24 protein-coding genes are annotated in these 26,852 nt (G+C 70.2%); 19 read left to right on the top strand and 5 right to left on the bottom strand.

Translation table 11 applies throughout. The features are described 5' to 3' along the window. Positions 1-157 precede the first annotated feature (157 nt). Entirely contained in the window at positions 158-844 is a 687-nt protein-coding gene (locus ACIQI8_RS10305; protein ID WP_402347013.1) for an O-methyltransferase, read from the bottom strand. 102 nt (positions 845-946) lie between these two features. Here ACIQI8_RS10305 and ACIQI8_RS10300 point away from each other — a divergent pair, with 102 nt between their 5' ends. Further along, positions 947-1,582 carry a TetR/AcrR family transcriptional regulator gene (locus tag ACIQI8_RS10300; protein WP_402347011.1) on the top strand — a complete coding sequence of 212 codons (636 nt, stop codon included), beginning with the start codon at positions 947-949 and terminating at the stop codon, positions 1,580-1,582. Between the two features lie 19 nt (positions 1,583-1,601). On the opposite strand, the gene ACIQI8_RS10295 is transcribed toward ACIQI8_RS10300, so the two are convergent. Then, positions 1,602-2,426, bottom strand: a complete 825-nt coding sequence (locus ACIQI8_RS10295) for an NAD-dependent epimerase/dehydratase family protein (RefSeq protein ID WP_402347009.1) — start codon at positions 2,424-2,426, stop codon at positions 1,602-1,604. 243 nt (positions 2,427-2,669) lie between these two features. Between ACIQI8_RS10295 and ACIQI8_RS10290 the strand changes: the two genes are divergently transcribed. Both ACIQI8_RS10290 and ACIQI8_RS10285 read left to right on the top strand, forming a co-directional pair. Continuing rightward, positions 2,670-3,611 (top strand): 5-dehydro-4-deoxyglucarate dehydratase, encoded by a 942-nt coding sequence (locus tag ACIQI8_RS10290; protein WP_402347007.1) that lies wholly within the window; start codon positions 2,670-2,672, stop codon positions 3,609-3,611. After that, positions 3,608-4,774 (top strand): hypothetical protein, encoded by a 1,167-nt coding sequence (locus tag ACIQI8_RS10285; RefSeq protein ID WP_402347005.1) that lies wholly within the window; start codon positions 3,608-3,610, stop codon positions 4,772-4,774. Before ACIQI8_RS10290 ends, ACIQI8_RS10285 begins: the two co-directional genes overlap by 4 nt. A 1-nt stretch (position 4,775) precedes the next feature. On the opposite strand, the gene ACIQI8_RS10280 is transcribed toward ACIQI8_RS10285, so the two are convergent. Further along, positions 4,776-6,011 carry an MFS transporter gene (locus ACIQI8_RS10280; RefSeq protein WP_402347003.1) on the bottom strand — a complete coding sequence of 412 codons (1,236 nt, stop codon included), beginning with the start codon at positions 6,009-6,011 and terminating at the stop codon, positions 4,776-4,778. A 180-nt stretch (positions 6,012-6,191) separates the two neighbouring features. Here ACIQI8_RS10280 and ACIQI8_RS10275 point away from each other — a divergent pair, with 180 nt between their 5' ends. Beyond that, the gene (locus ACIQI8_RS10275) at positions 6,192-6,779 is read left to right on the top strand and encodes a TIGR03086 family metal-binding protein (RefSeq protein WP_402347001.1); all 588 of its coding nucleotides are present in this window, start codon (positions 6,192-6,194) and stop codon (positions 6,777-6,779) included. A gap of 144 nt (positions 6,780-6,923) precedes the next feature. On the opposite strand, the gene ACIQI8_RS10270 is transcribed toward ACIQI8_RS10275, so the two are convergent. Beyond that, on the bottom strand, positions 6,924-7,583 hold the full coding sequence (locus ACIQI8_RS10270) for a hypothetical protein (protein ID WP_402346999.1): 660 nt from the start codon (positions 7,581-7,583) through the stop codon (positions 6,924-6,926). Between the two features lie 161 nt (positions 7,584-7,744). On the opposite strand from ACIQI8_RS10270, the gene ACIQI8_RS10265 reads away from it, so the two are divergent. The 15 genes from ACIQI8_RS10265 to ACIQI8_RS10195 all read left to right on the top strand — a co-directional run bounded on the left by ACIQI8_RS10265 (position 7,745) and on the right by ACIQI8_RS10195 (position 24,518). Then, on the top strand, positions 7,745-8,413 hold the full coding sequence (locus ACIQI8_RS10265) for a GntR family transcriptional regulator (RefSeq protein ID WP_402346997.1): 669 nt from the start codon (positions 7,745-7,747) through the stop codon (positions 8,411-8,413). Further along, a complete protein-coding gene (locus ACIQI8_RS10260; protein WP_402346995.1) occupies positions 8,410-9,318 on the top strand; it encodes a dihydrodipicolinate synthase family protein in 909 nt (302 codons plus the stop codon). Before ACIQI8_RS10265 ends, ACIQI8_RS10260 begins: the two co-directional genes overlap by 4 nt. After that, positions 9,315-11,063, top strand: coding sequence for an L-arabinonate dehydratase (araD, locus tag ACIQI8_RS10255; RefSeq protein WP_402346994.1), 1,749 nt, complete (start codon positions 9,315-9,317; stop codon positions 11,061-11,063). The genes ACIQI8_RS10260 and araD overlap by 4 nt, the downstream gene beginning before the upstream one ends. A 92-nt stretch (positions 11,064-11,155) precedes the next feature. Further along, a complete protein-coding gene (locus ACIQI8_RS10250; RefSeq protein WP_402346992.1) occupies positions 11,156-12,091 on the top strand; it encodes a carbohydrate ABC transporter permease in 936 nt (311 codons plus the stop codon). Beyond that, a complete protein-coding gene (locus ACIQI8_RS10245; RefSeq protein ID WP_402346990.1) occupies positions 12,088-12,972 on the top strand; it encodes a carbohydrate ABC transporter permease in 885 nt (294 codons plus the stop codon). Before ACIQI8_RS10250 ends, ACIQI8_RS10245 begins: the two co-directional genes overlap by 4 nt. Positions 12,973-13,021: 49 nt before the next feature. Continuing rightward, complete coding sequence (locus ACIQI8_RS10240) at positions 13,022-14,176, top strand: Gfo/Idh/MocA family protein (RefSeq protein WP_402346988.1); 1,155 nt, start codon at positions 13,022-13,024, stop codon at positions 14,174-14,176. After that, entirely contained in the window at positions 14,173-15,018 is an 846-nt protein-coding gene (locus tag ACIQI8_RS10235) for a PmoA family protein (protein WP_402346986.1), read from the top strand. Before ACIQI8_RS10240 ends, ACIQI8_RS10235 begins: the two co-directional genes overlap by 4 nt. Continuing rightward, positions 15,015-16,523, top strand: coding sequence for a family 43 glycosylhydrolase (locus ACIQI8_RS10230; RefSeq protein WP_402346984.1), 1,509 nt, complete (start codon positions 15,015-15,017; stop codon positions 16,521-16,523). The genes ACIQI8_RS10235 and ACIQI8_RS10230 overlap by 4 nt, the downstream gene beginning before the upstream one ends. 99 nt (positions 16,524-16,622) lie before the next feature. Then, a complete protein-coding gene (locus tag ACIQI8_RS10225; RefSeq protein WP_402346982.1) occupies positions 16,623-17,960 on the top strand; it encodes an ABC transporter substrate-binding protein in 1,338 nt (445 codons plus the stop codon). A gap of 94 nt (positions 17,961-18,054) precedes the next feature. After that, positions 18,055-18,825, top strand: a complete 771-nt coding sequence (locus ACIQI8_RS10220; RefSeq protein ID WP_402346980.1) for a rhamnogalacturonan acetylesterase — start codon at positions 18,055-18,057, stop codon at positions 18,823-18,825. Between the two features lie 47 nt (positions 18,826-18,872). Further along, the gene (locus ACIQI8_RS10215; RefSeq protein WP_402346978.1) at positions 18,873-20,165 is read left to right on the top strand and encodes a polysaccharide lyase family 1 protein; all 1,293 of its coding nucleotides are present in this window, start codon (positions 18,873-18,875) and stop codon (positions 20,163-20,165) included. Between the two features lie 114 nt (positions 20,166-20,279). Continuing rightward, entirely contained in the window at positions 20,280-21,404 is a 1,125-nt protein-coding gene (locus ACIQI8_RS10210; RefSeq protein ID WP_402346976.1) for a pectinesterase family protein, read from the top strand. Position 21,405: 1 nt separating this feature from the next. Beyond that, entirely contained in the window at positions 21,406-22,470 is a 1,065-nt protein-coding gene (locus ACIQI8_RS10205) for a pectinesterase family protein (protein WP_402346974.1), read from the top strand. A 58-nt stretch (positions 22,471-22,528) separates the two neighbouring features. Then, a complete protein-coding gene (locus ACIQI8_RS10200) occupies positions 22,529-23,641 on the top strand; it encodes a pectate lyase (protein ID WP_402346973.1) in 1,113 nt (370 codons plus the stop codon). Between the two features lie 79 nt (positions 23,642-23,720). After that, a complete protein-coding gene (locus ACIQI8_RS10195; protein ID WP_402346971.1) occupies positions 23,721-24,518 on the top strand; it encodes an HAD family acid phosphatase in 798 nt (265 codons plus the stop codon). On the opposite strand, the gene ACIQI8_RS10190 is transcribed toward ACIQI8_RS10195, so the two are convergent. Beyond that, complete coding sequence (locus ACIQI8_RS10190) at positions 24,511-26,736, bottom strand: family 43 glycosylhydrolase (protein WP_402346969.1); 2,226 nt, start codon at positions 26,734-26,736, stop codon at positions 24,511-24,513. The genes ACIQI8_RS10195 and ACIQI8_RS10190 overlap by 8 nt on opposite strands. Positions 26,737-26,852 lie beyond the last annotated feature (116 nt).

The following is a 26,852-nucleotide window of genomic DNA, read 5'->3' as shown; positions in this document are numbered from 1 at the left end:
CCGTGTGTGCCCGTTTACCGGGCGGAGTGCCCGCCTCGGACCTGCGCGGCAGCCGCCGAGGGCGTGGGAACGGGCACGCCGACTGCCCGAACGCCCCGGCGGGCGGGCCCGTTCGGTGCCCGCCCGCCAGCGAAGAGGGTCCTTTTCGCGCCGCCGGTCAGAGCCGGCAGCTGATCTCCATGCCGTCCTCGACGGGAAACGTGACGCTCTCGTAGCCGTTCGCCGGATCACGTACGTGGTCGAGATACGGGCGCAGGTTCGGCAGGTCGACATCGTCGGCCACGACCAGCGTGCCGGGGCGCAGGCGCGGCTCCAGCAGGCGCAGAACGGGCAGGCACAGGTCCTTCCAGCCGTCCAGCAGCAGGAGGTCCGGGGGAGCGTCCAGGGCGCCGAGGGTGTGGCGGGCGTCGCCCGGCAGCACGGTGATCAGGTCGTCCAGGCCCGCCTCGGCGAAGGTCGCGCGGGCCGCGGCGATCTTGTCCGCGCTGAGCTCCGTGGTCACGACGCGCCCGGTGCCGTTGTCCCGGACGGCCGCGGCCAGATACAGCGTGGAGATCCCGAAGGACATGCCGAACTCGACCACCGTGGCCGGACGCACGGCCCTGACCAGGCTGTAGAGCAGCGTGCCGGCCGCGGCGGAGATCGGCATGTAGATGCCGGCCGCCGCGTCGGCCTGCTGCTGGGGCGACAGGGACCCGAAATCGTCGGGGAGGGCCTCGTCCATACGGGCGGCGGTGGTGCCGTCCCGCTCGGCGCCCTCGAAGAGGCGGTCGAGGACGGCCGTGACGCGGGGGTCGGCGAGGGAGTGGGTGGATGTGGGTGTCGTGGAGTTCGTCGGTGTCATGGGCGCTAGAGTAGACGCAACGTTGCGTCAACTCTAGAGGGAATATCCTCAGCGGGGCGATCGGCCGATGGGGTGGGGAATCGCCAGGGCGAAGGAGGCGAGATGGCGTCTGTTGCGCGCGCCGATGAGGCGGGCGGCACCGGCGGGCCCGGGCGGCGGCACCACGGCAACCGGCACGGGCGCAGCGAGGAGGCCCGGCGGGCGGTGCTGGAGGCGGCCGACGACCTGCTGGTCGAGAAGGGCTTCGCGGGCGTCACGATGGAGGGCATCGCGGCACGGGCCGGGGTGGCCAAGCAGACCCTCTACCGGTGGTGGAGCGCCAAGACGGACATCCTCATGGACGCGCTGCTCCAGGATGCCGTCGAGGATCTGACCCCGCCCCACACCGGCGACCTCGCCCGCGACCTGCGTGACTACCTGCGCCAACTGGCCTGGTTCCTGGGCGAGTCGGACCCCGGCGCTGTCTTCCGGGCGCTGATCGCGCAGGCCCAGCTGGATCCGGCGTTCGCCCGCGACTTCCGTTCCAGGTGCTTGGGCCCGCAGCGCCTCCGCGATCAGGAGGTGCTGCAACGCGCCCTGGACGCGGGCCTGTTGCCCGCCGACCTCGACATCGAGGCGGAGACGGGCCGGCTCGTGGGTCCGCTCTACTACCGCGTGCTGGTGAGTGACGAGCCGATCGGCGAGGCGTTCACCGACGGCCTGGCCGACGCGTTCCTGCGCCGGCACGGGCTCGTCTGACGCGGGTGCTCATGGGTGCTCAATAGGGCCAGATCGGCGGGTCGTTGACGAAGTGGCCGCCCAGGTAGGCGTGCGCCTCGTTCTCCGGGTCCAGATCGCCCTGTTCGGCGATCAGCTTCTCCGCGTACGGCTCCGAGTCGTCCTGCGGGTCGTAGCCCAGCGCCCGCGCGGTCGAAAGGTCCCACCACAGGCGGGTGTTGGCGGAGGACCCGTAGACGACGGTGTGTCCGACGTTCTCCGCGGTGAGGGCCGCGTGGAAGAGCCGGGCGCCGTCGGCCGGGCTCATCCACACCGACAGCATGCGCACGCTGGACGGCTCGGGGAAGCAGGAGCCGATGCGCACCGACACCGTCTCCAGGCCGTGCCGGTCCCAGTAGAGCTGCGCGAGATCCTCGCCGAAGGACTTGGACAGACCGTAGAAGGTGTCCGGGCGGCGCGGGGTGTCGATCGGGATCAGCGCGCCCGGTTCGTGCGGCGCCTCGCCCTCGGGGCGCGGGGTGAAGCCCACCGCGTGGTTGGAGGAGGCGAAGACGACCCGCTCCACGCCCTCCGCCCGCGCGGCCTCGTACAGGTTGTAGGTCCCCTCGATGTTCGCCTTGAGGATCTTCTCGAAGGGGGCTTCCAGGGAGATCCCCGCGAGGTGGATGATCGCGTCGACGCCCCGCACCGCCTCGCGCAGGGCCACCGTGTCGGCGAGGTCCGCGGTGATCGCGTCCGGCGCGCCCTCGACGGGGCGCACGTCGAGCGGGCGCAGTTCGTAGCCGTAGGCCGGGAGCAGCTCCCGCATCAGGGTGCCTAGTCCGCCGGCGGCGCCGGTCAGCAGAACGGTGCGGGGAGCGGGCATCCTCGGATCTCCTCGGGCGCATGTATGGACGGCATTCACATTCATGGACACGCTAAGGATCGCTCACGTGCTTCGTCAAGTGTTGCGCGGAGTCGGCGAATCCACTCTCTTTCTGCCTCTTTCCCGTTCCCGTGTTGCCCGGTTGCGCGCTTGACCGGCCCGGAGCAGGCTCCATAGTGTGACGATGTTCAGGGATGTAGACATCGATCAGAAGAACGTACGCGCCTGTCCCAGGGAGAGCCCGTGACGCCAGCCCCTCTCGCCGCTCGACTCAGCATCCCCAGCGGGCCGCTGTTCTTCCCCGTCACCGCCTACGGACCGGACGGCTCGGTCGACCTCGACGTGTACCGCGCGCACGTGCGGCGCGGGGTCGAGGCGGGGGCCGCGGCCGTCTTCGCCTGCTGCGGCACCGGCGAGTTCCACGCGCTGACACCCGAGGAGTTCGAGGCCTGCGTACGGGCCGCCGTCGAGGCGACGGACAGGCGCGTGCCGGTCGTCGCGGGCGCCGGGTACGGCACCGCCCTCGCCGTCCGCTACGCGCGTCTCGCGGCCGGGGCCGGCGCGGACGGGCTGCTCGCCATGCCGCCCTACCTCGTGGTCGCCGGGCAGGAGGGGCTGCTGCGGCACTACCGGGAGGTGGCCGCCGCCACCGAACTGCCGGTGATCGTCTACCAGCGCGACAACGCCGTGTTCACGCCCGACTCGGTGGTCGAACTGGCCCGTACGGACGGGATCATCGGCTTCAAGGACGGGCTCGGCGACCTCGACCTCATGCAGCGGATCGTGAGCACCGTACGCACCGAAGTGCCCGGCGAATTCCTCTACTTCAACGGACTGCCGACCGCCGAACAGACCCAGCTCGCCTACCGGGGCATCGGCATCACGCTCTACTCCTCCGCCGTCTTCTGCTTCGTCCCCGAGATCGCCCTCGCCTTCCATCAGGCGCTCGCCTCGGGCGATGACGCCACCGCCAACCGCCTCCTCGACGGCTTCTACCGGCCGTTCGTCGAACTGCGTGCCCAGGGCCGCGGTTACGCCGTCTCGCTGGTCAAGGCCGGGGTCCGGATGCGCGGGCTCGACGTGGGGGAGGTCCGCCCGCCGCTGCACGAACCGGCGGAGGAACATGTGAAGCAGCTCGCCCAGCTGATCGAGCGCGGGTACGCGCTCGTCGAGGAGGACATGTGAAGGCGTCGGCGTTCGTCTACCCCTGGGACGTCAACGGGGACCCGCAGGCCGCCGAGTTCATCGCCGGGCTCGGGGTACGGCAGGCGACGCTGGCCTCCGCGTACCACTCCACGCGCGCGCTGACCCCACGCCACCCGCGCCACCGCATCGTCACCGCGGAACACGCGGCCGTGCTGTACCCGACCGACGACCGCTGGCAGGGACGGGAGTTGCGGCCGTACCCGGCCGGCGACTGGGCGCCAGGAGACGCGTACGGCGAGGCCGCCACCGCCCTCGCGGACGCCGGCCTGGAAGTGCACACCTGGGTCGTCCTCGCGCACAACTCCCGCCTGGGCGCGGACCATCCGGACACCTCGGTCGTCAACGCCTACGGCGACCGCTACCCCTGGGCCCCCTGCATCGCCCAGCCCGCCACGCGCGCGTACCTCGTCCACCTGGCCGCCGAGGCGGCCGTCCGGCCCGGCGCGCACGGCACCGAACTCGAATCCCTCGGCTGGTACGGCCTCCAGCACCTGCACGCCCACGACAAGACCGCCGGGGTCGGCCTCGGCGACGCCGGCCAGTACCTGATGTCGCTCTGCTTCTGCCCCACGTGCCGGGAGGGCTACGGCGATCGGGGCGGCCTGGACGCCGACGAACTGGCCGCTGCGGTACGGGAGTCACTGGAGCCGCTGTGGCGGGGTGCGCCGGACGACGGAGGCTGGACGGGCGTCGAGAAGCTGCTCGGCGAGGAGAAGGCGGTGGCCACGCGCGCGTGGCGCGACGAACGGGCCCGCACGCTCCAGGAGACGGCGGTCGAGGCGGTCCGCGCCGCCGCTCCCGACGGCTTCCAGGTCCTGCTGCACGCCGACCCGGTGACGTACCACGTCGGCGCGAACGTGGGCGTCGACCCCGCGCACATTCTCTCGGTCACCGACGGCGTGGTCGTGCCCTGCGCGGGCGGCACGGGCCTGCTGACCCCGTTCGCCGAGCAGGGCCGCGAGGACGCGGTGATCGCCGCGAACTTCACCGTCGTGTCGGGGATGGGCGGCAGTCCGGGGAAGCTCGCCTCCGACGCGGCACGCGCGCGTGAGCTGGGGGCTACGGAACTGCGGCTGTATCACGCGGGGTTGGGGTCGGACGGTGACCTGGAGGCCGTGCGGTCGGTGCTCGCCGGGTCGTGAGTCAGGTGGTTGTCGACGTCGGAAGGTGATCTGAAAGGGGCGCCTTCGGTGTCCGTCGGGTGCGAGTCAGACAGCCGGCCGTCGTCAGCAGCGCCACGCCAAGGATCGCCAGCACCATCCGGTGGTCGGTCACTTCGACCAGGGCCGCGCCCAGCGCCAGCCCGAGCACGTTCGGCGTGAACATCAGGGTGTTGGCGGTCGCGGTCGTGCGGCCCAGCAGGGCGTCCGGTGTCTCGCGCTGTACGAGGGTCAGCGCGGCGATCAGCACGCAGGGCAGCCCCGCCCCGCTCGCCGCGCTGCTCGCCAGGACCACCGCGTCGGCCGGGACCGCCCGGGCCGCCACCGCGAGCCCTGTGAGGGCGATGCCGGCCACCGCGAACCGGCGCTCGCCGAGCCGGCGCATGAGCGGCCCGCCGGCCAGCCCCACGGCGACCGAGCCGGCGCCCTGGACGGCGTACAGGACACCGGCGTAGGAGGGCGGCCGGCCGAGGTCGTCGATGACGGCGTAGAGGAGTGACCCGCCGAGGCCCGCGCAGAACATCGTGGCGCCGCCCGCCAGGACCAGCGGGCGCAGCCTGAGGTGCGTCCAGAGGTGGCGGGTGCCCTCTGCCGTGCGCTCGCGCCAGTCGGCGCTGGGGCGGCGGGGCTTGTCCTCGCGGACCGGCACGCGTGCGTACACGCCCGCGGCCAGGACGAACGTGAGCGCGTCGAGGAGGGCGACGGCAGGGCCGCCGTACACCGCGAACAGGCCCGCGCCGGCCAGTGGGGCGACCAGCTTCATGCCCTCGTTCGCCGTCATGCGCAGGCCGTTGAAGTCGCCGAGCAGGGACGGTGGGACCGCGGCCGCGACGAGTGCCGACTCGGCCGCGTCGTGGACGACGCCTGTGGCGCCGTAGACGAAGAGGACCGTGTAGAGCAGCCACAGGCGGCCGGGGGAGTCGACGGCGAAAAGGGTGGGCAGGAGGGCGGCCAGGAGGAGGTTCGCGCCGATCAGCAGGGGTTTGCGGCGGGTGCGGTCGGCGAGCGTGCCGAGCAGGGGGCCGGCGAGGGTGGGCAGCCACATCGCGACCAGGCAGAGCGCGGCCAGTCCGTCCGAGCCGGTCAGCTCCTTGACCCACACGCCCGACACCAGCCACAGCGCGGAGGTACCGAACCCGGAGACCACGACCCCGGCCAGGTACAGCCCCGCGGAGCGGTCCCGCAGGACCCGAGCCGCCGTCCATCTCGATGTCGTCATGCCTGGCCATCGTGGGTCTAAGGAGCCGGCGGCGGGATCGGGCAAGTGCCCTATCCGCGCGAGTGGTGGCGTGGGGCCCGATGAGTTTCGGGGGCGGGACCGGTCCACCCCACGAAGAGATCCGCGAAGCGGGCGCCGAGAGCCACGCGTGGATCGCCGGTGAACCGTGAGGAGCAGCCCATGACCGACCTCCCCCTCGACCTCGGACCGCAGGCCCGCGTGATCGCCCGGCTCGCCGACGGCATCACCGACGGACAGCTGGCGGACCGGACGCCCTGTCCGGAGAGTGCCGTGCGCAACCTCCTGGGGCACGTCGCCGGGCTGTCCGTCGCCTTCCGCGACGCCGGTCGCAAGGAACTGGGCGCCACGACCGACACCAACCCGAACGACGCCGTGCCGGACATCGGGCCCGGCTGGCGCGAGGAGTTGCCCAAGGCGCTCGACGAACTCGCCGACGCCTGGCGCGATCCGGCCGCGTGGACCGGCATGACCCGCACGGGCGGCCTGGACCTGCCGGGCGAGATCGCCGGTGCCGTCGCCGTCGACGAACTGGTCATCCACGGCTGGGACCTGGCCCGCGCCACCGGTCAGCCCTACGAGCCCGACCCGGCCGCGCTCCGGGTCGCGCACGACTTCCTGCTCGCCGCCGCCGAGGACCCGAGCCGCGGCGGCGGCATCTTCGGCCCGGTGGTCCCGGTACCGGCGGACGCGCCCCTGCTGGACCGCGCGGTGGGTCTGAGCGGACGGGACCCGGGGTGGGAGCGCTGACCGCAGGGCTCAACCGGATGCGTGGTCACGGCCGTTGGGCGTACGGCGACACCGACGGGCGGTGCGGGCGCGACTTGCCGCGCTGACGGCGGACGAGAGCACGTCGGCCGGATCCGGTGGTGCTGCGAGGTCGCCGGAGAAGCACTAGTCCCTGACCTGGATCTCCACCCGGTGGCGCAGGTACTCGTCGGGGTGCGTGCGGGCGATGTGCACCGCCTCGGCCACCAGGTCGTGCAGGTCGGCGGGATACGAGGCGGGGGTGAGCGAGAGCAGGGGGAGGATGCAGCGGCGCACGTCGAGGTCCTCGTTCGAGATGAACTCGCGCAGTGCGGCCTCGCGCCACGTGGCGCTGAGGTCGGCCAGTGCGTCGGGGTCAGCACGGAGCTCGGACGCCGGCACGTGCATCTGCCCGGCGCGGGGCCTCACCGGCGCCCATGCCCAGTACCACGCGCGGGCCGCTCCGGCACGCTCCGGATTCGTTCCCGTTCGCAAGTACGCGATCAGTGCCGTCAGTACCCGCCGACGGCCGAACGCCGTGATGGCGGGTTCGACGAACATCCGGTTGTGGCTGGGGTCCGGGTCGAGGATCGCGGTGCGTACCAGCGGGTCGAAGAGCTGCTCCGGCAAGGTATCCGCGGCGCGCAGGGCCTTCCGGAAAGCTGACCGCGCCTGCCCGCGCCACTCCCGCTCGTAGGACATCGGAACGGGGAGTTCGACGTCGACGAGCCGGGCCAGTTCGGCCAGTTGCGGATGGAACGCCGAACGGTGGCCGCGCGGCCGACCGGGCAACGGCGCGAAGGTCATTTCCGCCCTCCCCTCCGAGATGTGGTCGAGGCAGGGTAGCCCGGCGATCCCGACTTCCTTTGTCCGAAGCATTGACGAAACATCTGGCCGCTCCTAGCTTCAACGCGTCGTACTTCGTACGTCATATATGAGACGCGATATGTGAGATCCGAGAGGCGCGCATGACCTCTGTGCCCATCCCGATCCCGTCCCGCACGCAGTACGTGCTGGAGGAGATCAAACGCCGCATCCTCACCGGGCAGTTGACGCCGGGTCAGGCCCTGGTCGAGACGGAGCTGGCCGCGTCGTTCGGGGTGTCCAAGACCCCCGTGCGCGAGGCGCTCAAGACCCTGGCCGGTACCGGGCTCGTCGTGATGAACCAGTACAAGGGCGTCACGGTGCGCATGGTGGACGCGGACATGGCGCGTGAGGTGTACGACGTACGGCTGCTGCTCGAACCCGAGGCGCTCCGGCGGGCCGTACGGCTCGGTGCCTCCCTGGACGCAGCGCGCGACGCCCTGACCCGCGCCGACGAGGCCACCGACACCGCCGAACGCTCCCTCGCCAACCGGGAGTTCCACCGCGCCCTGTACCTGCCGTGCGGCAACCCGCTGCTCGGCCGGATGCTCGACGAGGTCCGCGACCAGGCCGCCCTCGTCTCGGCGGTCGCCTGGGCCGCCTCGCCCTCCTGGGAACGGGAGGCCGGCGAACACCGGGAGATCCTGCGGCTCGCCCTCGACGGTGACGCGGACGCCGCGGCGACCGCGCTGCACGCCCACATCGAGTCGTTCGTGCAACGGGCCTTCCCCGACGCCGAGTCGGAGTTCCGGGGAGAGGGCGGTCGGGCATGACGGCGGCGTTCGAGATCCAACGGGCGGCCCTCGCCGACGTCGTGGCGATCCCGGTGACCCCCTTCGCCGAGGACGGCACCGTCGACCAGGACGCCCACCGGGCCCTGCTGCGCCGCCTGCTCGACGGCGGGGTCCGTATCCTCACGCCCAACGGGAACACCGGTGAGTTCTACGCCCTGTCCCCTCAAGAGCGGCAGCTCGTCACGGAGTCGACCCTCGACGAGGCGGGCGCACGGGCCGCGATCCTCGTCGGCGTCGGCCACGACGTCCCCACCGCCATCGCCTCCGCGCGGCACGCCCGGGACCGCGGCGCCCACATGGTGATGGTCCACCAGCCCGTCCACCCGTACGTCTCCCAGGGCGGCTGGGTCGACTACCACCGCGCCATCGCCGAGGCCGTGCCCGACCTGGGCGTCGTCCCGTACATCCGCAACGCCCAGCTGCCCGGCGCCCGCCTCGCCGAACTCGCCGACCACTGCCCGAACGTCATCGGCGTCAAGTACGCCGTCCCGGACGCGGCCCGCTTCGCCGCCTTCGCCCGGGACGCGGGACTCGAACGCTTCGTGTGGGTGGCCGGTCTCGCCGAACCGTACGCGCCCTCCTACTTCTCGGCGGGCGCCACCGGCTTCACCTCCGGGCTCGTGAACGTCGCCCCGGCCGTTTCGCTGAACATGATCGAAGCGCTTCGATCAGGGGACTACCCAGGGGCGATGAAGGTGTGGGAGCAGATCCGCCGGTTCGAGGAACTGCGTGCGGAGAACGGCTCCGCCAACAACGTCACGATCGTCAAGGAAGCGCTTGCGTCCCTCGGCCTGTGCCGCCGTGACGTACGGCCTCCCAGCAAACCCCTGCCCGAGAGCGAGCGCCCCGAGGTCGCCGCGATAGCCGCCGGGTGGTCGATATGAACGCGCCCGTCAGCACACCGCTTACCAAGTCGCCGCAGGACCTCAGAAGCCATCAGTGGTACGGCACCGACGGCCTGCGTTCCTTCAGCCACCGCGCCCGCACCCGCCAACTCGGCTACCTCCCCGAGGAGCACCTCGGCAAGCCCGTCATCGCGATCCTCAACACCTGGTCGGACATCAACCCCTGCCACGTCCATCTCCGCGACCGCGCGCAGGCCGTGAAGCGCGGGGTGTGGCAAGCCGGCGGATTCCCGCTGGAGTTCCCGGTCTCCACCCTCAGCGAGACCTTCCAGAAGCCGACCCCGATGCTCTACCGCAACCTCCTCGCGATGGAGACCGAGGAACTGCTGCGGTCCTACCCGGTCGACGGCGCCGTCCTGATGGGCGGCTGCGACAAGTCCACGCCCGCCCTCCTCATGGGCGCCGCCTCCGTCGACCTGCCCGCCGTCTTCGTGCCCGCGGGGCCCATGCTCCCCGGCCACTGGCGGGGCGAAGTCCTCGGCTCCGGCACCGACATGTGGAAGTACTGGGACGACAAGCGCGCAGGCCTCATCGGCGACTGCGAGCTGAGCGAACTGGAGAGCGGCCTGGCCCGTTCGCCCGGGCACTGCATGACGATGGGTACGGCGTCCACGCTCACCGCCGCCGCCGAGGCGCTCGGCGTCACGGTCCCGGGCGCGTCCAGCATCCCGGCCGTCGACTCCGGGCACGACCGGATGGCCGCCGCCGCGGGCCTCCGTATCGTCGAACTGGTCCACCGGGACCGGAAGTTGAGCGACATCCTCACCCGGGACGCCTACGCGGACGCCGTCACCACCGTGCTCGGCCTCGGCGGCTCCACCAACGCCGTGATCCATCTGATCGCGATGGCGGGCCGGTCCGGCGTCCGGCTCACCCTCGACGACTTCGACCGCGTCGCCCGCACGGTGCCGGTGCTGGCCAACGTACGGCCCGGCGGACGGACGTACCTCATGGAGGACTTCCACTTCGCCGGCGGGCTGCCCGGCTTCCTCTCCCGCATCCCGGACCTGCTCCACCTGGACCGGCCGACGGTCTCGTACGACACCCTGCGCGAGCAGTTGGAAGGCGCCCGGGTGCACGACGACGACGTCATCCGGCCGCGCGACAACCCGGTCGCGAGCGAGGGCGGGGTGGCCGTGCTGCGGGGCAACCTCTGCCCGGACGGCGCCGTCATCAAGCACATCGCCGCCGAACCGCACCTGCTCAAGCACACCGGTCCCGCGGTCGTCTTCGACGACTACCGCACCCTGCAACGCACCATCAACGACCCGGAGTTGGGCATCACCGCCGACAGCGTGCTCGTGCTGCGCGGCTCAGGTCCCAAGGGCGGCCCCGGTATGCCCGAGTACGGCATGCTGCCGATCCCCGACCATCTGCTCAAGCAGGGTGTCCGGGACATGGTCCGGATCTCCGACGCCCGCATGAGCGGCACGAGTTACGGCGCCTGCGTGCTGCACGTGGCGCCCGAGTCGTACGTCGGCGGGCCGCTGGCGCTGGTCCGCACCGGGGATCCGATCACCCTCGATGTCGAGGCACGCACCCTCCATCTCCATGTGGACGACGAGGAGTTGGCGCGGCGCCGGGCGGACTGGACACCGCCGCCGACCCGTTACGAGCGCGGCTACGGCGCGCTCTACAACGAGCAGATCACCCAGGCCGACACCGGCTGCGACTTCGAGTTCCTGGCCCGGCCGGGCCAGGTGCCGGACCCGTACGCCGGTTGAGCACCCCATCTCCCGCACGCCCGTTTCGCATGCCCGTCGAGCAAGCGCTTCCTGTACCCGCTGCACCCGCCCCACTGGAACGGAGAACAGTCATGGCCCAAGCCGCAGCCGTGGCGAAACCGCCCGGGCCACCCCGGCGACGCCGTGCCTCCGCCACGCCCCGCAGGCTGCCCTACCTGCTGATCGCCCCGGCCGCGCTGCTGATGCTGGGCTTCATCGCCTACCCGGTGATCAGCGTCTTCTACTACAGCCTGCAGAACTACAACCCCACCAAGCCGTGGCGCAACGGCTACGCGGGCCTCGACAACTTCGTGCACGCCTTCACCGACGACCCGCAGTTCTGGGACACCCTGACCTTCAGCGCCAAATGGGTCGTCGTCGAGGTGGGACTCCAACTGCTCTTCGGCCTGGCGCTGGCGCTGATCGTCAACCAGACCTTCGTCGGGCGGGCCGTCGGCCGCGCGCTGGTGTTCTCCCCGTGGGCCGTCTCCGGCGTGCTGACCTCCGCGATCTGGGTGCTGCTCTACAACTCCCAGACAGGAGTGACCCGTTACCTCGCGGACCTGGGCATCGGCTCCTACGGCACGAGTTGGCTCTCGGACACCTCGACGGTCTTCCCGGCAGCCGTGGTCGCCGACCTGTGGCGCGGGGTGCCCTTCTTCGCGATCCTCATCCTCGCCGACCTCCAGTCCGTCTCGAAGGACCTGTACGAGGCCGCCGAGGTCGACGGGGCGCGCCGCCTCCAGCAGTTCTGGCACATCACGCTGCCCCACCTCAAGGACGCCATCGTGCTGTCGACGCTGCTGCGCGCGGTGTGGGAGTTCAACAACGTCGACCTGCTGTACACCCTCACCGGCGGCGGACCGGCCGGCGAGACCACGACCCTGCCGCTCTACATCGCCAACACCAGCGTGGACGCCCACAACTTCGGCTACGCCTCGGCCCTGACCACGGTCGCGTTCGTGATCCTGCTCTTCTGCTCGATCGTCTATCTGCGGCTGAGCAAGTTCGGAGGTGGCCAGAAGTGATCACCGAGATCGCACCCGCTCCCGAGCGTGTGGAGCCCCCGCCGGTCGGCCCGCGTGGCCGCCGCCGCGCCTGGGACGAGGCACCCCGCTGGCAGATCTACGTCCCCTTGTCGATCTACCTGGTCTTCACTCTGATCCCGTTCTACTGGATCCTCCTCTTCGCCCTGCGCCCGGCCGGCTCGACCTCCCTGGTGTCGTGGCCGATGACCTTCGAGCACTTCGAAAAGGTCTGGAACGAGCGGGCGTTCGGCACCTACTTCCAGAACAGCGTGCTGGTGGGCGTCTCCACGCTGGTGATGACGACCCTGGTCGCCCTCGCCGGCGGCTACGCCCTCGCCCGGTTCGACTTCCGGATCAAGCGGACCTTCATGCTCGCGCTGCTGTGCACGCAGTTCGTGCCGGGCGCCCTGCTCCTTGTCCCGCTCTTCGAGATCTTCGCCAACCTGCGGATGATCAACTCGCTGTCCAGCGTGGTCATCGCGGAGACCGTCTTCCAGCTGCCGCTGTCGATGATCCTCATCAGCGGGTTCATCCGGAACGTGCCCTACTCCCTGGAGGAGGCCGCCTGGGTCGACGGCTGCAACCGCTTCACCGCCTTCCGGATCGTCGTACTCCCGCTGCTGCGGCCCGGGTTGATCGCCGTCGGCTCCTTCGCCTTCGTGCACGCCTGGAACCACTTCCTGTTCGCCCTGATGTTCCTCTCCGACCAGGGCAAGCAGACGATTCCGGTCGGGCTCAACACCCTGATGAGCGCGGACAGCGTCGACCTCGGCGCGCTCGCCGCGGGCGGCATCATCGCGGCCGTACCCGTCGTGATCGTGTTCGCCTTCATCCAGAAGTGGCTGATCACCGGCTTCAGCGCGGGGGCGGTGAAGGGATGAGCCGACGACTTACCCTGCACGCAAAGATCGACAGCGCAGGGAGAATCCCATGAGCAGCATTCCCGTTCCCGTCGTTCTCGCGGGTGCGCGCGGCCACGGCCGCTGGCACGTCGAGAACATCCGCAGGCTCCAGGACAAGGGGCTCGTACGACTCGTGGGGATCTGCGAGCTGACACCGCTGACCGAGGAGGAGCTCGGGGGCGGGTTCGGGGGCGAACTGCCCGAGCAGTCCGCCGACTTCGCCGCTCTGCTCGACTCCACCGGCGCCCGACTCGCCGTGATCTGCACGCCGATCCCGACCCACACCGACCTGGCCCTGATCGCGGCCGAGCGGGGCGTGCACCTGCTCCTGGAGAAGCCGCCCGCGCCCTCGTACGCCGAGTTCCGGCGGATGGCCGACGGGGTCGCCGCGGCCGGTGTGGCCTGCCAGATCGGCTTCCAGTCGCTGGGCTCGCACGCCGTGCCCGCGATCCGCAAGCTGCTCGCGGAGGGCGCGATCGGGGAGGTCGTGGGCGTCGGCGGGGCCGGTGCCTGGGCACGCGCGGAGTCGTACTACCGGCGGGCTCCCTGGGCCGGGAAGCGCCGCCTGAACGGCGTCGACGTGGTGGACGGGGTGCTCACCAACCCCCTCGCGCACGCCGTCGCCACCGGGCTCGCCCTGCTCGGCACCACCCGCGCCGAGGACGTCACCGGCATCGAGACCGAACTGCTGCGCGCCAACGACATCGAGTCCGACGACACGTCGTGCGTCCGCGTGAACACCGCGCACGGTCCGGTCACCGTCGCCGCGACCCTGTGCGCCGAGGAGTCGGGGGAGCCGTACGTCGTGGTGCACGGCGACAGCGGCCGGATCACCTACTGGTACAAGCTCGACCGGGTGCTGGTGCAGCGGGCCGACCACGGTCCGCGGGAGAGCGAGTACGGCAGCACCGACCTGTTGGAGAACCTGGTCGACCACCTCACCACCGGCGCCGCCCTGCTGGTCGCACCGGATGCGACGGGCGCCTTCATGAAGGTCGTTGAAGCGATCCGACTGGCCGCCGACCCGGCTCAACTCCCCTCTGATGCCTGGTACTTCCTGCCCGACGAGGAGCGCCGGGTGGTGCGCGGCATCGACGGCCTGGTCGCCGCCTCGGCCGACTCCCTCGCCCTCTACTCCGAGCTGGGCGCCTCCTGGGCGCCACCGAAAGAGGTGAGCACATGACGACCGACGACCCCCTGGTCCTGCGCGTCGCGGGCCGCCCGGTCGGCCGCTACGTCACCCGCCCCGAACTGCCGGCCGGCCTTGCCCCGCGCCCTTGTCTGCACCCCGTCACCACCCTGGCCGGCACGGCGGTCACCGAACTGAGCCCCGCGGACCACCTCCACCACCTCGGCGTCGGTGTCGCCGTTCCCGACGTCGAGGGGCACAACTTCTGGGGCGGCCGTACCTACGTCCGCGACCGCGGCCCGACCGAGCCGGCCAACCACGGCGCCCAGCGCCACGCCTCCTTCCAGCTCCACGACCCCGACGGCTTCGTCGAGGAACTGCGCTGGATCGCCGGAGGCGTCGAGTTACTGCGCGAGCGCCGAACCGTCGCCGCGGTCGAACTCACCGACACCGCCTGGGCGTTGGACTTCACCTTCTCCCTCACCAACGTCACCCCGGGCCCGCTGTCGATCGGCAGCCCCGCCACCAACGGCCGCCCCGGCGCGGCCTACGGCGGCTTCTTCTGGCGGGCCCGCAAGGAGTCCACCGCCCCGGACGTCTTCACCGCCGACCGCGAGGGCGAGCCGGAGGTCCACGGCACGCGCGCCGACTGGCTCGCCCTGGCGGGGGCGGGCTGGACGCTGATCTTCGCCGGAGCCACCGAGCGGACCCGCCGCGACCCGTGGTTCGTCCGCGCGGCCGAATACCCAGGCGTCGGCTCGTCGTTGGCGCACACCGACCGGCTGCCGGTCCCCTCCGGCGAGACCGTCGTACGCCGGGTCGTCACCGTCGTCGCCGACGGCCGCCCGGACCGGGCCGATGCCGCCGCGCTGGTCCGCAAGGCGGTGAGCCGATGACCTCGGAGACGTACACCAACCCCGTCCTGAACGCCGACTGGTCCGACCCCGACGTCATCCGCGTCGGCGACGACTTCTACCTCACCGCGTCCAGCTTCGGCCGCGTCCCCGGACTGCCCCTTCTGCACTCCGGCGACCTCGTCAACTGGACGCTGATCGGCCACGCCCTCGAACGCCTCCAGCCCGCCGGGGAGTTCAGGACACCACGACCGGACGGCGGGGTCTGGGCGCCCTCCCTCCGACACCACCAGGACCGCTTCTGGATCTTCTGGGGCGATCCCGATCACGGCATCTTCCAGATCAACACCCCTGAGATCAGGGGCCCTTGGACCCGCCCCCACCTCCTGAAGGCGGGCCGCGGACTCATCGACCCCTGCCCGCTGTGGGACGAGGAGACCGGCGAGGCATACCTCGTGCACGCCTGGGCCAAGTCCCGCTCGGGCATCAAGAACCGCCTCACCGGCCACCGTATGCACCCCGACGGCACCGAACTCCTCGACGAGGGAAAGGTGATCGTCGACGGCGACCGGATCCCCGGCTGGTTCACCCTCGAAGGCCCCAAGCTCCACCGGCACGACGGCTGGTTCTGGATCCTTGCCCCCGCCGGGGGAGTGGAGACCGGCTGGCAGGGCGCCCTCCGTGCCCGCGACTTCTTCGGACCGTACGAGGCGAAGGTCGTCCTGGAGCAGCGGGACACCGACGTCAACGGCCCGCACCAGGGCGGCTGGGTGCGCACGCCGTCCGGCGAGGACTGGTTCCTGCACTTCCAACAGCGGGGCGCCTACGGGCGTGTCGTGCACCTCCAGCCGATGCGGTGGGGGGAGGACGGCTGGCCGGTGCTGGGGGACGACGGCGCGCCCATCGCCGTACACACGCTCCCCGATCTCCCGCCTCAACCACCCGCCGCCCCCGCCACCGACGACGACTTCCCCGGCGGTCGCTTCGGCCGGCAGTGGCAGTGGACCGCCAACCCGCAGCCCGGGTGGGCCACGCAGCACTCCGGCGACGGCCTGCGGCTGGCCTGCGTGCGCACGGCCGACGCGCACGACTTACGCAGGCTGCCGAACCTGCTCACCCAACGGCTGCCCGGCACGCCGTCCGCCGCCGAGGTCGAACTGCGCCTGCACAGCGAGGAGTCGGGCGCGCGAGCGGGACTCGCGGTGCTCGGCGACGCGTTCGGCTGGATCGGGCTCCAGCGGGGCGAGGACGGCGCGGTCCATGTCGTGCACCGGTTCGCCGAGGAGGTCGCCGAGAGGGAGCGCGACGCCGCTCACGCCCGGCTCGCGCCGGAGGGACGCGTGCGGCTGCGGATCGAGATCGGCGCGGGCGCCCGCTGCCGGTTCTTCTACGACATCGGCGCGGGCCCGCATCCCTCCGGTCCCGTGTTCGCCGCCACCCCCTGGGGCTGGGGCGGCGCCCTGTTGGGCCTCTTCGCCCTCGCGCCCACCGGCGGCGGCCACGCCGGTGCGGCAACCTTCGCGCACTTCGGCATCGACTCCTTGTAACTCACCGCACCCGTAGTCCTGTTGGGAGCCGCAATGACGCAGTACCTCCATGGCAAGCGCTTGCCCAGACCTCGACCCCCTCAAGAAGAGAGCCGACCGATGAAGATCAGCATCCGCAGAAGCAGGCGCCTCGCCGTCGCCGTCGCCCTGGGTTCCGTGCTCGCGCTGACCGCCACCGCCTGTGGCGACGACGGCAGCGGGAGCGCGGGGGACAAGGGCGACGAGGGCTCAGGCAAGGGCGAGATCACCTTCTGGGACAACAACGGCGGTGTCCGCACCGACATCTGGAAGGAGATCATCGCCGACTTCGAGAAGAAGAACCCCGACATCAAGGTCAAGTACGTCGGGATCCCCGCCGCCAGCGCCCAGTCCAAGTACGACACCGCCATCCAGGGCGGCGGTCTGCCCGACGTCGGCGGCGTGGGCACCGCGATGCTCGCCGAGGTCGCCGTGCAGGGCGCCCTGGAGCCGCTGGACAGCCGGCTGGCGAAGAGCCCGCTCAAGGGCAAGCTGAGCCAGAACCTGGTGGACGGCAGCCGGGCCGCGGGCGGCGGCGACAAGCTCTACCAGATCCCGACCTCGTCCAACAACGGCACGCTGTGGTACCGGACCGACCTGTTCGAGAACGCCGGGCTGGAGGCGCCGACGACCTGGTCGAACTTCTACGCGGCCGCCGACAAGCTCACGGACAAGGGCAAGAACGAGTTCGGGTTCACCATTCGCGGCGGCGAGGGCTCCATCGCGCCGGCCCTGGACGCGGCGTACGGCCAGAGCGGGATCACCTCGTTCTGGAACGGCGACAGGACGACGGTCAATGACCCCAGGAACGTTGCCGCGTTGGAGAAGTACGTCGCGCTGTACAAGAAGGACACGCCGTCCGCCGACGTCAACAACGACTTCACCAAGATGGTCGCGCAGTGGGACAGCGGCACGATCGGAATGCTGAGCCACAACCTCGGTTCGTACCAGGACCACTTGAAGGCGCTGGGCGCGGGGAAGTTCCGAGGCCTGCCCAACCCGACGCAGGACGACGGCAGTCGGGTGCAGATCTCCAACCCCGTCGACGGGCTGAGCGTGTTCAAGTCCAGCAAGAACAAGGCGGCTTCCTGGAAGTTCGTCGAGTTCGCCCTCTCGCACGAGGAGAACTCCAAGTTCAACAAGTCGGCGGGGCAGATACCGGCCAACACGGAGGCCGCGCAGGATGCGTGGATCCAGTCGGCGGAGCCTACGAAGCTGGCGGCGGAGGCGTTGAACGGCGACGGCACGAAGATTGTGCAGCTGCCGTACTACCTGCCGGACTGGAACACGATCTCCAAGGCCGACAACGAGCCGAACTATCAGAAGGTGTTGCTCGGGAAGATGACGGCGAAGGAGTTTCTGGACACGTTGGCCGAGCAGTTGAACGCGGCGCAGGTGGATTGGAAGAAGAACCACTGAGGGTGTGGGTGGTTTCGGTCTGTGGGGGACTGCGGGTCCGTTGTGGCTGGTCGCGCAGTTCCCCGCGCCCCTGGGGTCGGGAAGGTGGACGGGTTTGGTAGTTAGCCGTAGACAGCTTGGCGTCGCCGCTCTTGGTGCCGTTCCTCTCGTGGGGCGGCGGCCGCAGCGGGGGCGGACTCTCTATATCGCCGGTGATTCCACCGCCGCTCAGAAATATGCCGATGCCGCGCCAGAGACCGGGTGGGGAATGGCGCTTCCGTTCTTTGTACGGAAAGGGCTGACCGTTGCCAATCACGCCGTGAACGGGCGTAGTTCGAAGAGTTTTGTCGATGAGGGTCGGCTTGATGTGATTCTTGGGCTGATTCGGCCTGGGGACTTCCTGCTCGTGCAGTTTGCGCACAACGACGAGAAGAGTGACGATCCCACCCGCTACACCGAGCCGTGGTCCACGTATCAGGACTATCTGCGGCTCTACATCGAGGGCGCCAGAGCCAAAGGTGCCCGGCCGGTTCTCGCAACTCCCGTCGAGCGACGCCGGTTTGACGCCGGCGGCAATGCCCTGCCGACCCACGGCGAGTATCCGGCGGCCATGCGTGCGCTCGCCGTCGCGGAACGGGTCGCTCAGCTCGACATCGAGGCGCTGTCGCTCGCGCTCTGGCAGGCGCTCGGGGTCGAGGCGACGAAGGCCTACTTCAACTGGACCGACACCGAGCAGGACAACACGCACTTCAATCCGCCGGGGGCCATCGCCGTGGCGCGGCTCGTGGCGCGGGAGTTGGTGCGTACCCGAGTGCTGGCCCGGCGTGATGTCGTCCGGCTGGACGAGGACATCCCCACCTCCTGGATCACCTGGCCACCCGCATAGCTGAGGAGACCTGAACGATGCATATAGTGAGATGTCATGCACGCGTCATGATCGCGGCCGTGGGCTGCACGGCTCTCGTGCTCGCCGTCACCGGGACCGGGACCGGGACGGCCCAGGCCGCCTACCGGCCCGCCCTCGACCGGCAGGTGCTGCCCGCGAACGACGGCTGGGCCGCCGCGGGCACCGGCACCACCGGTGGTGCCGCCGCCGATGCCGCGCACGTCTACACCGTCCGCGACTGGGACGGCTTCAAGGCCGCGCTCGCCGCCGCCGGCAGCGCGCCGAAGATCATCAAGGTGAAGGGCGTCATCGACGCCGACGGGCCGAGCTGTGCCTCGTTCGAGGCCGCGGGGTACGACTTCGCCGGGTACCTGGCGACGTACGATCCTGCCGTCTGGGGTCGCGACAAGAACCTGGACGGTGAGGCCGACGACAGCCCCGAGGGTCTGCGCCGTGCCTCCGCCGCGAACCAGGACGCCTACATCAAGGCGTCCGTGCCGGCCAACACCACCATCGTCGGCATCGGCGGTAACGCCGGTTTCAGCGGTGCCAGCCTGCAGATCAAGGGCGTCGACAACGTCATCGTCCGCAACCTGAGCTTCGAGAGCCCCCTCGACTGCTTCCCGCAGTGGGATCCGACCGACACCGCCGACGGCAACTGGAACTCCGAGTACGACAGCGCGGTGATCTACGGCTCGACGCATGTCTGGATGGACCACAACACCTTCACCGACGGCGACCACCCGGACAGCACCCTGCCGTCCTACTACGGCCGCATCTACGAACAGCACGACGGTGAACTCGACGTCGTCCGGGGTGCCGACTACGTCACCGCTTCCTGGAACGTCTTCGAGGACCACGACAAGACGATCCTCGTGGGCAACAGTGACAGCGAGTCGACGGCCGTCGGTGACCGGGGACATCTCAAGGTCACCTTCCATCACAACCTGTTCTCGAACATCGTCGAGCGCGCGCCCCGCGTCCGGTTCGGCCAAGTGGACTCCTACAACAACCACTTCGTCGCGAACGCCGGCTACTCCTACAGCTTCGGCATCGGCAAGGAGTCCCGACTCGTCGCCGAGCACAACGCGTTCACGCTGGCCGAAGGCGTCAGCGCGGGCAAGATCCTGAAGCGGTGGAACGTCTCGCCGCTGACCGCCGACGACAACTACGTCAACGGCGTGAAAACGGACCTGATCACCGTCCACAACGCCGAGATCCCCGCCGAGGTCCTGGAGTCCGGGGCGGGTTGGACGCCGACCCTGCGGACGAAGGTCGACCCGGCCAGGGCCGTGCCGCGCATCGTCGACTGCGGCGCCGGTTCGGGACGCCTGGGCTGATCGGACCTTCGTACGGCCACCGGCCGGGGCGGCGCGCCCTGCTCCGCCCCGGTCACTCCCAGGCACGGCTCAGCACCCCCTCGACGTCACTCAGTACCGCGAAGGAGCACCCGAATGCCCTCGCCTCACCAACGCCCCCTGCCGAGAAGGCGGTTCATCGCCGGCGCCGTCGGCATCGGAGCCGGCCTCGTCGCTGTGCCCGCACACGCGGTCACCGGCCGGCCCCGCCCCTTCGGCCGGTTCGGCTCCCCCGACCGCCGCCTCACCCCGGAGACCCTGTACGTCGACCCGCTCGGCCGCGGCGACCACACCACCGTCCAGGCCGCGGTGACCGCGGCGACCGGCAGCGGCCGGACCCTCGTCATCGCCCCCGGCACCTACCGGGAGACGGTCGCCGTCGACGTCACCCGTACCGAGGCCACCTGGATTGGCGCCTCGGAGGACCCCCGGGACGTCGTGATCGTCCACGACAACGCGGCCGGCACCCCCAAGCCGGGCGGCGGCACCTACGGGACCACCGGCTCGGCCACCACGACCGTCCAGGCCGACGGGTTCACCGCCCGCTGGATCACCTTCGCCAACGACTGGCTGCGCGCCGACCACCCCGAGATCACCGCGACGCAGGCGGTGGCCATCAAGGTGCAGGGCGACCGGAGTTCGTTCACCCGCTGCCGCTTCCTCGGCCACCAGGACACCCTGTACGCCGACACGCTCGCGCTCGGCACCTTCGCCCGCCAGTACTACGCGCACTGCCATGCCGAGGGCGACGTCGACTTCGTCTTCGGGCGGGCCACCGCGGTCTACGAGGACTGCCACTTCCGGACCCTGAACCGCACCGACCTCGCCTCGGCACCGTACGGCTTCGTCTTCGCGCCCTCCACCGCGGTCGCCAACCCGCACGGCTACCTGGTGACGCGAGGGCGGGTCAGCAGTGAAGCCCCTTCCGCCGCCTACAAGTTGGCCCGCCCCTGGGTGCCCAGTTCCGACACCTCGGCCCGGCCGATGCTCATCGTCCGGGACACCCACCTCGGCCCCGGCATCGACGCGGTCGCGCCCTACACCAACATGTCGGACGCCTACCCGTGGCAGAGCCAGCGCTTCGCCGAGTACCGCAACACCGGCCCCGGCGCCCGGATCACCGTCCCCGCGAACCGGCCCCAACTCGCCCCCGCCGAGGCCGCGTCGGCGACCCGCGAGGCCTATCTGGGCGACTGGACGCCCTGGCGGGAGGGCTGCTGAGATGCGCCGACGCACTCTGCTGACGGCCATCGCCGGTGGTGTGGCGGGTGTCGGTGCGGGGGTGGGTGCCGGCACCGGCCACGCGCTCGCCGCCCCCGTCCGCGCCGCCGCCTCTTCGAACTCCGCCCGCCGGATCCTGCACGTCCGTCCCGGAGACTCCGTCCAGGCGGCCGTCGACGCGGTGGACGGGCCGGGACGGACGATCGTCGTGCATCCGGGGACGTACCGCGAAGTGATCAACGTGCCTGTCGACAAACGGGAGTTGACCCTTCGCGGTGCCACCCGCGACCCCCGCGACGCCGTCATCGTCTTCGACCACGCCAACGGCACCCCGAAGCCCGACGGCACGACCTACGGCACCGCCGGCTCCGCCACCTTCACCTCGGCCGCCCCCGGGCTGACCGTCCGGGATCTGACGATCGCAAACGACTGGCTGCGCGCCGACCATCCCGAGATCACCGGGACCCAGGCGGTGGCCGCCTGCACCTACGGCGACCGCACGCGCTTCGAGAACGTCCGGCTCCTGGCCCACCAGGACACGCTCTTCGTCGACACGAGCGCACTGGACGTCTTCGACCGGCAGTACTTCCACCGGTGTTACATCGAGGGAGACGTCGACTTCGTCTTCGGGCGGGCGACGGCGGTGTTCGAGGAGTGTCACTTCCACACCCTCCAGCGAGAGGTGACCTTCACCCCCAAGGGCATGGTCTTCGCTCCCTCCACCGCCCGGGCCAACCCGCACGGCATCCTCGCCGTCCGCTCCCGGATCACCTCCGGCGCCGAGGACGCCGCGTACAAGCTGGCGCGGCCCTGGGTGCCGTCGTACGAGACGACCGCCTGGCCGTCCCTGGTCGTCCGGGACACCCGGATCGGGCCCGGCATCGACGCCGTGGCCCCGTACACCAACATGCGCGACGCCTACCCCTGGCAGTCCATGCGCTTCCACGAGTACCGCAACACCGGGCCGGGCTCGACCATCACCGTTGCCGAGAACCGGCCCCAACTCACCCGCACCGAGGCCAGGTTGCACACCCCGGAGGCCTACCTCGGTGACTGGCGTCCCTGAAATCCCCACCCCCGACACCCCCTCGTCCGCGACAGAACGACGAAAGGACCGCACTCCTATGTCTCGTCGTACCGCTCTCACCCTCGGCACGGCCCTCGCCGTGGGCGCAGGGCTCGCCGTGCTCCCCACCCAGGCCCACGCGGCCACGGTCGTCGTCGACACGACCGCCGAGCTGACCGCCGCCATCTCAAGTGCCGGCGCCGGCACGGTGATTCAGGTGCGCGGCGGCACGTACTACCCGACGGCCACCCTCCAGTCCACGACGAACGGCACGTCGTCCGCGCCGGTCACGCTCACCGCGTACGGTTCGGAGACCGTGAAGATCGACGGCTCGTCGCTGCCGTCCGGATCGTGGATCTTCAAGCTGACCGCCGACTACTGGAACGTCTCCAACCTCACCTTCCAGAACTCCCCGGACAGCGCGGTCGTCTGCCAGTCCTGCACCGGTACCAACTGGAACAACGTCAAGACCGTCAACGGCGGCGACTCCGGCTTCACGCTCACCGGAGACGGGACCGTGAACAACACCGTCAAGAACCTCGACTCGTACGGCAACTACGACGCCGCCACTCATGGCGAGAACGCGGACGGCGTCGCCATCAAGTTCGGGTCGGGGAGCGGGAACCTGGTCACCGGGGCCCGCCTCTACAACAACTCGGACGACGGGATCGACTTCTGGTCCTTCTCCACCCCGGTCACCGTCGAGCACACCTGGTCCTTCGGCAACGGCTACAACCGCTGGTCCGACTCGGCCTTCGCGGGGGACGGCAACGGCTACAAGCTGGGCGGCGACGGCGAGGTCGTCGCGCACGTCGTCAACAACTCGGCGGCTTGGGGCAACGCGGGCAACGGGTTCACCGAGAACTCCAACACCGGCGCGCTCGTCATCAACCGGACGACGGCGTACGCCAACAGCAAGTGGGGCTACTACTTCGCCACCAGCGCCGCCAAGCTCGGCAGGAACCTCGCCGTGAGCAACGGCGGGGGCGCGGTGAGCAAGGGTTCCTCGGTCACCTCGGCCGGCAACAACTGGGACAGCGGGATCGGTACGCCGGCGTTCGTCTCCACGGACGCGTCGAGCACGTACAACGCCCGCGGTTCGAGCGGCACGCTGCCCGCGACGACCTTCCTCACCACGGGCAGCACGACCATCGGCGCGACCATGAATTGAGCCGCCTGGGGGTGCTTGACCCGTTTTTTACCCGACGGGTCTCGCGCCCGTACGGGTGACGCGCGTAGAACTACCTGTCATGCATAAGCCACTGCGTTTCGCGGCCCTCGCCGCCGCCTGTGCCCTCGCCGGCGCCGGCCTCTACGGAGCCGGTGCCGCCACGGCCGGACAGTCCACGGCCAACTCCACCCACGAGCCCTACAACATCGGGCTCCTGGTGAAGGACATCGACGCCTACTACGGCACCACGGCCGACGCGAACGGCGTCTACCAGGCGTCCGCGACCAGCCCGTACGCCAAGGATCTGGCGCGGATCGACTCGGCCGCGAGGAAGTACATCGACCAGGCCGCCCACAAGGCGCACCACAAGGGCGAGAAGCCCGCGGTCGTCTTCGACATCGACGACACGCTGCTGCTCAGCCTGGACTACGAGAAGCGGTACAACTACACCTACAACTCCGCCACTTGGGCCGCCTACGTCAACAAGGCCGACCGCCCGGGCGTCTTCGGCAGCGCGGAGCTGGTGACGTACGCGAAGTCCAAGGGCGTCGAGGTCTTCTACAACTCGGGTCTGAGCGAGGCGCAGCGCACCGCGGCCGTCGACAACCTGAAGAAGATCGGCGCCGATGTGAACCTCGACGCCGACCACATGTTCCTCAAGAACACGGCCAACCCGCCGTCGTACCTGAGCGGTTGTGCCACGCCGGGTGCCTGGACCTGCACCACCGTGCAGTACAAGTCCGGCACCCGCAAGCACATCGAGAAGGACCTCGGGTACGAGATCGTCGCCAACTTCGGCGACCAGTACTCGGACCTCGACGGCGGCTACGCCGACAAGACGTACAAGATCCCGAACCCGACGTACTTCGTCAGCTGAGGTCAGCCGCGGGTCGGTCGACCGGGCGCACCGGCCGGACCGACTCCAGGGTCGGCACCACCGGCTTGATCGTCCCGTCCGGGGCGAACTCCAGACGGTCGATCGTGGTCTCCCGGTGCATACCGTCGCCGCCCGCCTTCCCTGGCCCGTTGATGCCGAACCGGTGGTAGACGATGTACCAGTCGTCCGTGCCGGGGGCGTTCACCACCGAGTGGTGACCGGTGCCGAGGATGCCGTACTCGGGTCGCTTCGACAGGATCGTCCCCCGCTTGGTCCACGGGCCGAGCGGGGACGGTCCCGTCGCGTAGGCCACGTGGTAGTTCTCGCTGCGGGTGTCGTCCTCGGACCACATGAAGTAGTACGTGCCCTTGCGCTTCACCACGAAGGAGCCCTCGCGGAAGTTGTCCGTGGTGATGTCCTTCACCTTTGCCGGGTCGTACGACGTCATGTCGGCGTTCAGCGGGACCACGTATCCGTGGCCGTTGCCCCAGTAGAGATACGACGTCCCGTCGTCGTCCGTGAAGACGGCCGGGTCGATCATCTGGCCGCTCAGCGAACCGCCCTTGGCCACCAGGGGTTTGCCCAGCGCGTCCTTGAACGGGCCCGCCGGTGAGTCGGCGACCGCGACCCCGATCTGCTGCTCGGCGCAGAAGTAGAAGTAGTACGTGCCGTCACGCTCGGCGATCGCCGGCGCCCACGCGTACTTGTCCGCCCACGACACGTCCGGGCCGAGGTCGAGGATGACCCCGTGGTCCTTCCAGTGGACCAGGTCCCGCGACGAGTACGCCTTGAAACTCGTGCTGCTCCAGCCCTGGTTGCCGTCCGTCGTCGGGTAGATCCAGTACTGGCCGTCGAGATAGTGCACATCGGGGTCGGCGTTGAAGCCCGGCAGGGACGGGCTCCTGGTCGGCACCGCCTCCACCGTCCAGACCCGGCTCGTGCCGTCGGCGGCCGTCACCGTGTACCGCTGCGGCCCCCGGAAGTCGCGCCGGGTGCCGGACCTGGGGCTGATCCGCGCGCCCTCGCCGACGGCGAACTCCGGCGCGAGGCGACCGAGTTCGGCGCCGGGCCGCATCGGCAGCACGACCTTCGAGGCGCTCTCGGTGACGACGGCGTAGCCCTTCTGGCCCTTGGCCGTCGCGTCCACGATCGACGTCGGCGTGCTCGGGTAGGCGGCGAGCAGCCGGTCGTACTCCTTCCGCGTCACCGGAAGCACCGTGCCGTGCCGGGGACTCGCGGGCAACTGGTAGTCGGTGGACGGCGTCCAGTTGCCGGAGTCGAGGTCGGTGGTCTCGAAGGGGACGTACCCGCGACCGCCGTACTCGTCGATGAACAGGTACCACTTCTTCTCGGTGTTGGACTTGAACACCGTCGGACCCTCACCGCGGTCGATCGCACCGCTGCCGATGCAGTCGGCGACGAAGTCGTACGAGGTCGAGGTCAGGCTCGTCGACTTCTCGCCGGTGATGAACTTCGAGCAGGGCGAGCTGGAGGACGGATCGCGCTCGTCCTTGGTGTAGCGGTAGTAGGTGTCCCTGTACTTCACGACCGTCGAGTCGATCACCGAGTAACCGGGGTCGTCCCAGACCTTCGGCTCGCTGAAGGTGCGGAAGTCCTTCGTGGTCGCGTAGAGCATCTTGTTGTACGTCGACCCCGTGTGCCCGGGGTCGTCGTCGGCGTACAGCTTCGACGCCCAGAAGACGACGTACGCACCGAGCGAGTCGTCCCAATAGGCCTCCGGCGCCCAGGTGTTGCCCGCGCTGTCCGGGGCCACCTTCACCAGGCGCTGGTCGGTCCAGTGGACCAGGTCGGTGGACTCCCAGATCATGATCGACTTGCTGCCGTGCCGCTGGACGTCGTCCCAACTGCCGCTGCTGCTCTGGTACATGCGCAGGTCGGTGGCGATCAGGAAGAACTTGTCGCCCTTGGGGGAGCGGATCACGAACGGGTCGCGCAGGCCCTTCTCGCCGATCGTCGAGGTCAGGACCGGCTTGCCCTGGTTCAACTCGCGCCAGTGAAGGGGGTCGTTGCCCCGGCTGAGGGCGTAGCGGATCTGTTCGCCGTCGGCGGTGCCCTCGCCGGTGAAGTAGGCGAAGAGGTAGCCGGCGTACTTGGGGTGGTTCACGGACGGGGCTCCTGAGTGGGCGCTGCCGGGCGGCGCGGTGAACAGGGCGAGCAGGAGGGTGAGGCAGGCGACGACCACGGCTCTGGGACGCATCGGCAATCCTGTCTGAGTGTGGGGGTTTCTGTTGGGTGTTGCGCGCCCTGGGAGTGTCACCAGTGGGAAACAGCACGTCAATCGGTAGACGGGGGAAGCGGGGCGGCGAAAGTTTC

Origin of the sequence: Streptomyces sp. NPDC092369, from assembly GCF_044755245.1 — a bacterium.
Lineage (GTDB): Bacteria > Actinomycetota > Actinomycetes > Streptomycetales > Streptomycetaceae > Streptomyces.
The sequence above is the reverse complement of the archived record's forward strand: the minus strand, read 5'-3'. Positions and strand labels throughout refer to the sequence as shown.

What these genes read in the sequence shown, in the direction of transcription:
- ACIQI8_RS10305 (WP_402347013.1), bottom strand. Translation starts at nt 844, where the DNA reads ATGACACCGACGAACTCCACGACACCCACATCCACCCACTCCCTCGCC.
- ACIQI8_RS10300 (WP_402347011.1), top strand. Translation starts at nt 947, where the DNA reads ATGGCGTCTGTTGCGCGCGCCGATGAGGCGGGCGGCACCGGCGGGCCC.
- ACIQI8_RS10295 (WP_402347009.1), bottom strand. Translation starts at nt 2,426, where the DNA reads ATGCCCGCTCCCCGCACCGTTCTGCTGACCGGCGCCGCCGGCGGACTA.
- ACIQI8_RS10280 (WP_402347003.1), bottom strand. Translation starts at nt 6,011, where the DNA reads ATGACGACATCGAGATGGACGGCGGCTCGGGTCCTGCGGGACCGCTCC.
- ACIQI8_RS10275 (WP_402347001.1), top strand. Translation starts at nt 6,192, where the DNA reads ATGACCGACCTCCCCCTCGACCTCGGACCGCAGGCCCGCGTGATCGCC.
- ACIQI8_RS10270 (WP_402346999.1), bottom strand. Translation starts at nt 7,583, where the DNA reads ATGACCTTCGCGCCGTTGCCCGGTCGGCCGCGCGGCCACCGTTCGGCG.
- ACIQI8_RS10265 (WP_402346997.1), top strand. Translation starts at nt 7,745, where the DNA reads ATGACCTCTGTGCCCATCCCGATCCCGTCCCGCACGCAGTACGTGCTG.
- ACIQI8_RS10260 (WP_402346995.1), top strand. Translation starts at nt 8,410, where the DNA reads ATGACGGCGGCGTTCGAGATCCAACGGGCGGCCCTCGCCGACGTCGTG.
- araD (WP_402346994.1), top strand. Translation starts at nt 9,315, where the DNA reads ATGAACGCGCCCGTCAGCACACCGCTTACCAAGTCGCCGCAGGACCTC.
- ACIQI8_RS10250 (WP_402346992.1), top strand. Translation starts at nt 11,156, where the DNA reads ATGGCCCAAGCCGCAGCCGTGGCGAAACCGCCCGGGCCACCCCGGCGA.
- ACIQI8_RS10240 (WP_402346988.1), top strand. Translation starts at nt 13,022, where the DNA reads ATGAGCAGCATTCCCGTTCCCGTCGTTCTCGCGGGTGCGCGCGGCCAC.
- ACIQI8_RS10235 (WP_402346986.1), top strand. Translation starts at nt 14,173, where the DNA reads ATGACGACCGACGACCCCCTGGTCCTGCGCGTCGCGGGCCGCCCGGTC.
- ACIQI8_RS10230 (WP_402346984.1), top strand. Translation starts at nt 15,015, where the DNA reads ATGACCTCGGAGACGTACACCAACCCCGTCCTGAACGCCGACTGGTCC.
- ACIQI8_RS10225 (WP_402346982.1), top strand. Translation starts at nt 16,623, where the DNA reads ATGAAGATCAGCATCCGCAGAAGCAGGCGCCTCGCCGTCGCCGTCGCC.
- ACIQI8_RS10215 (WP_402346978.1), top strand. Translation starts at nt 18,873, where the DNA reads ATGATCGCGGCCGTGGGCTGCACGGCTCTCGTGCTCGCCGTCACCGGG.
- ACIQI8_RS10210 (WP_402346976.1), top strand. Translation starts at nt 20,280, where the DNA reads ATGCCCTCGCCTCACCAACGCCCCCTGCCGAGAAGGCGGTTCATCGCC.
- ACIQI8_RS10205 (WP_402346974.1), top strand. Translation starts at nt 21,406, where the DNA reads ATGCGCCGACGCACTCTGCTGACGGCCATCGCCGGTGGTGTGGCGGGT.
- ACIQI8_RS10200 (WP_402346973.1), top strand. Translation starts at nt 22,529, where the DNA reads ATGTCTCGTCGTACCGCTCTCACCCTCGGCACGGCCCTCGCCGTGGGC.
- ACIQI8_RS10195 (WP_402346971.1), top strand. Translation starts at nt 23,721, where the DNA reads ATGCATAAGCCACTGCGTTTCGCGGCCCTCGCCGCCGCCTGTGCCCTC.
- ACIQI8_RS10190 (WP_402346969.1), bottom strand. Translation starts at nt 26,736, where the DNA reads ATGCGTCCCAGAGCCGTGGTCGTCGCCTGCCTCACCCTCCTGCTCGCC.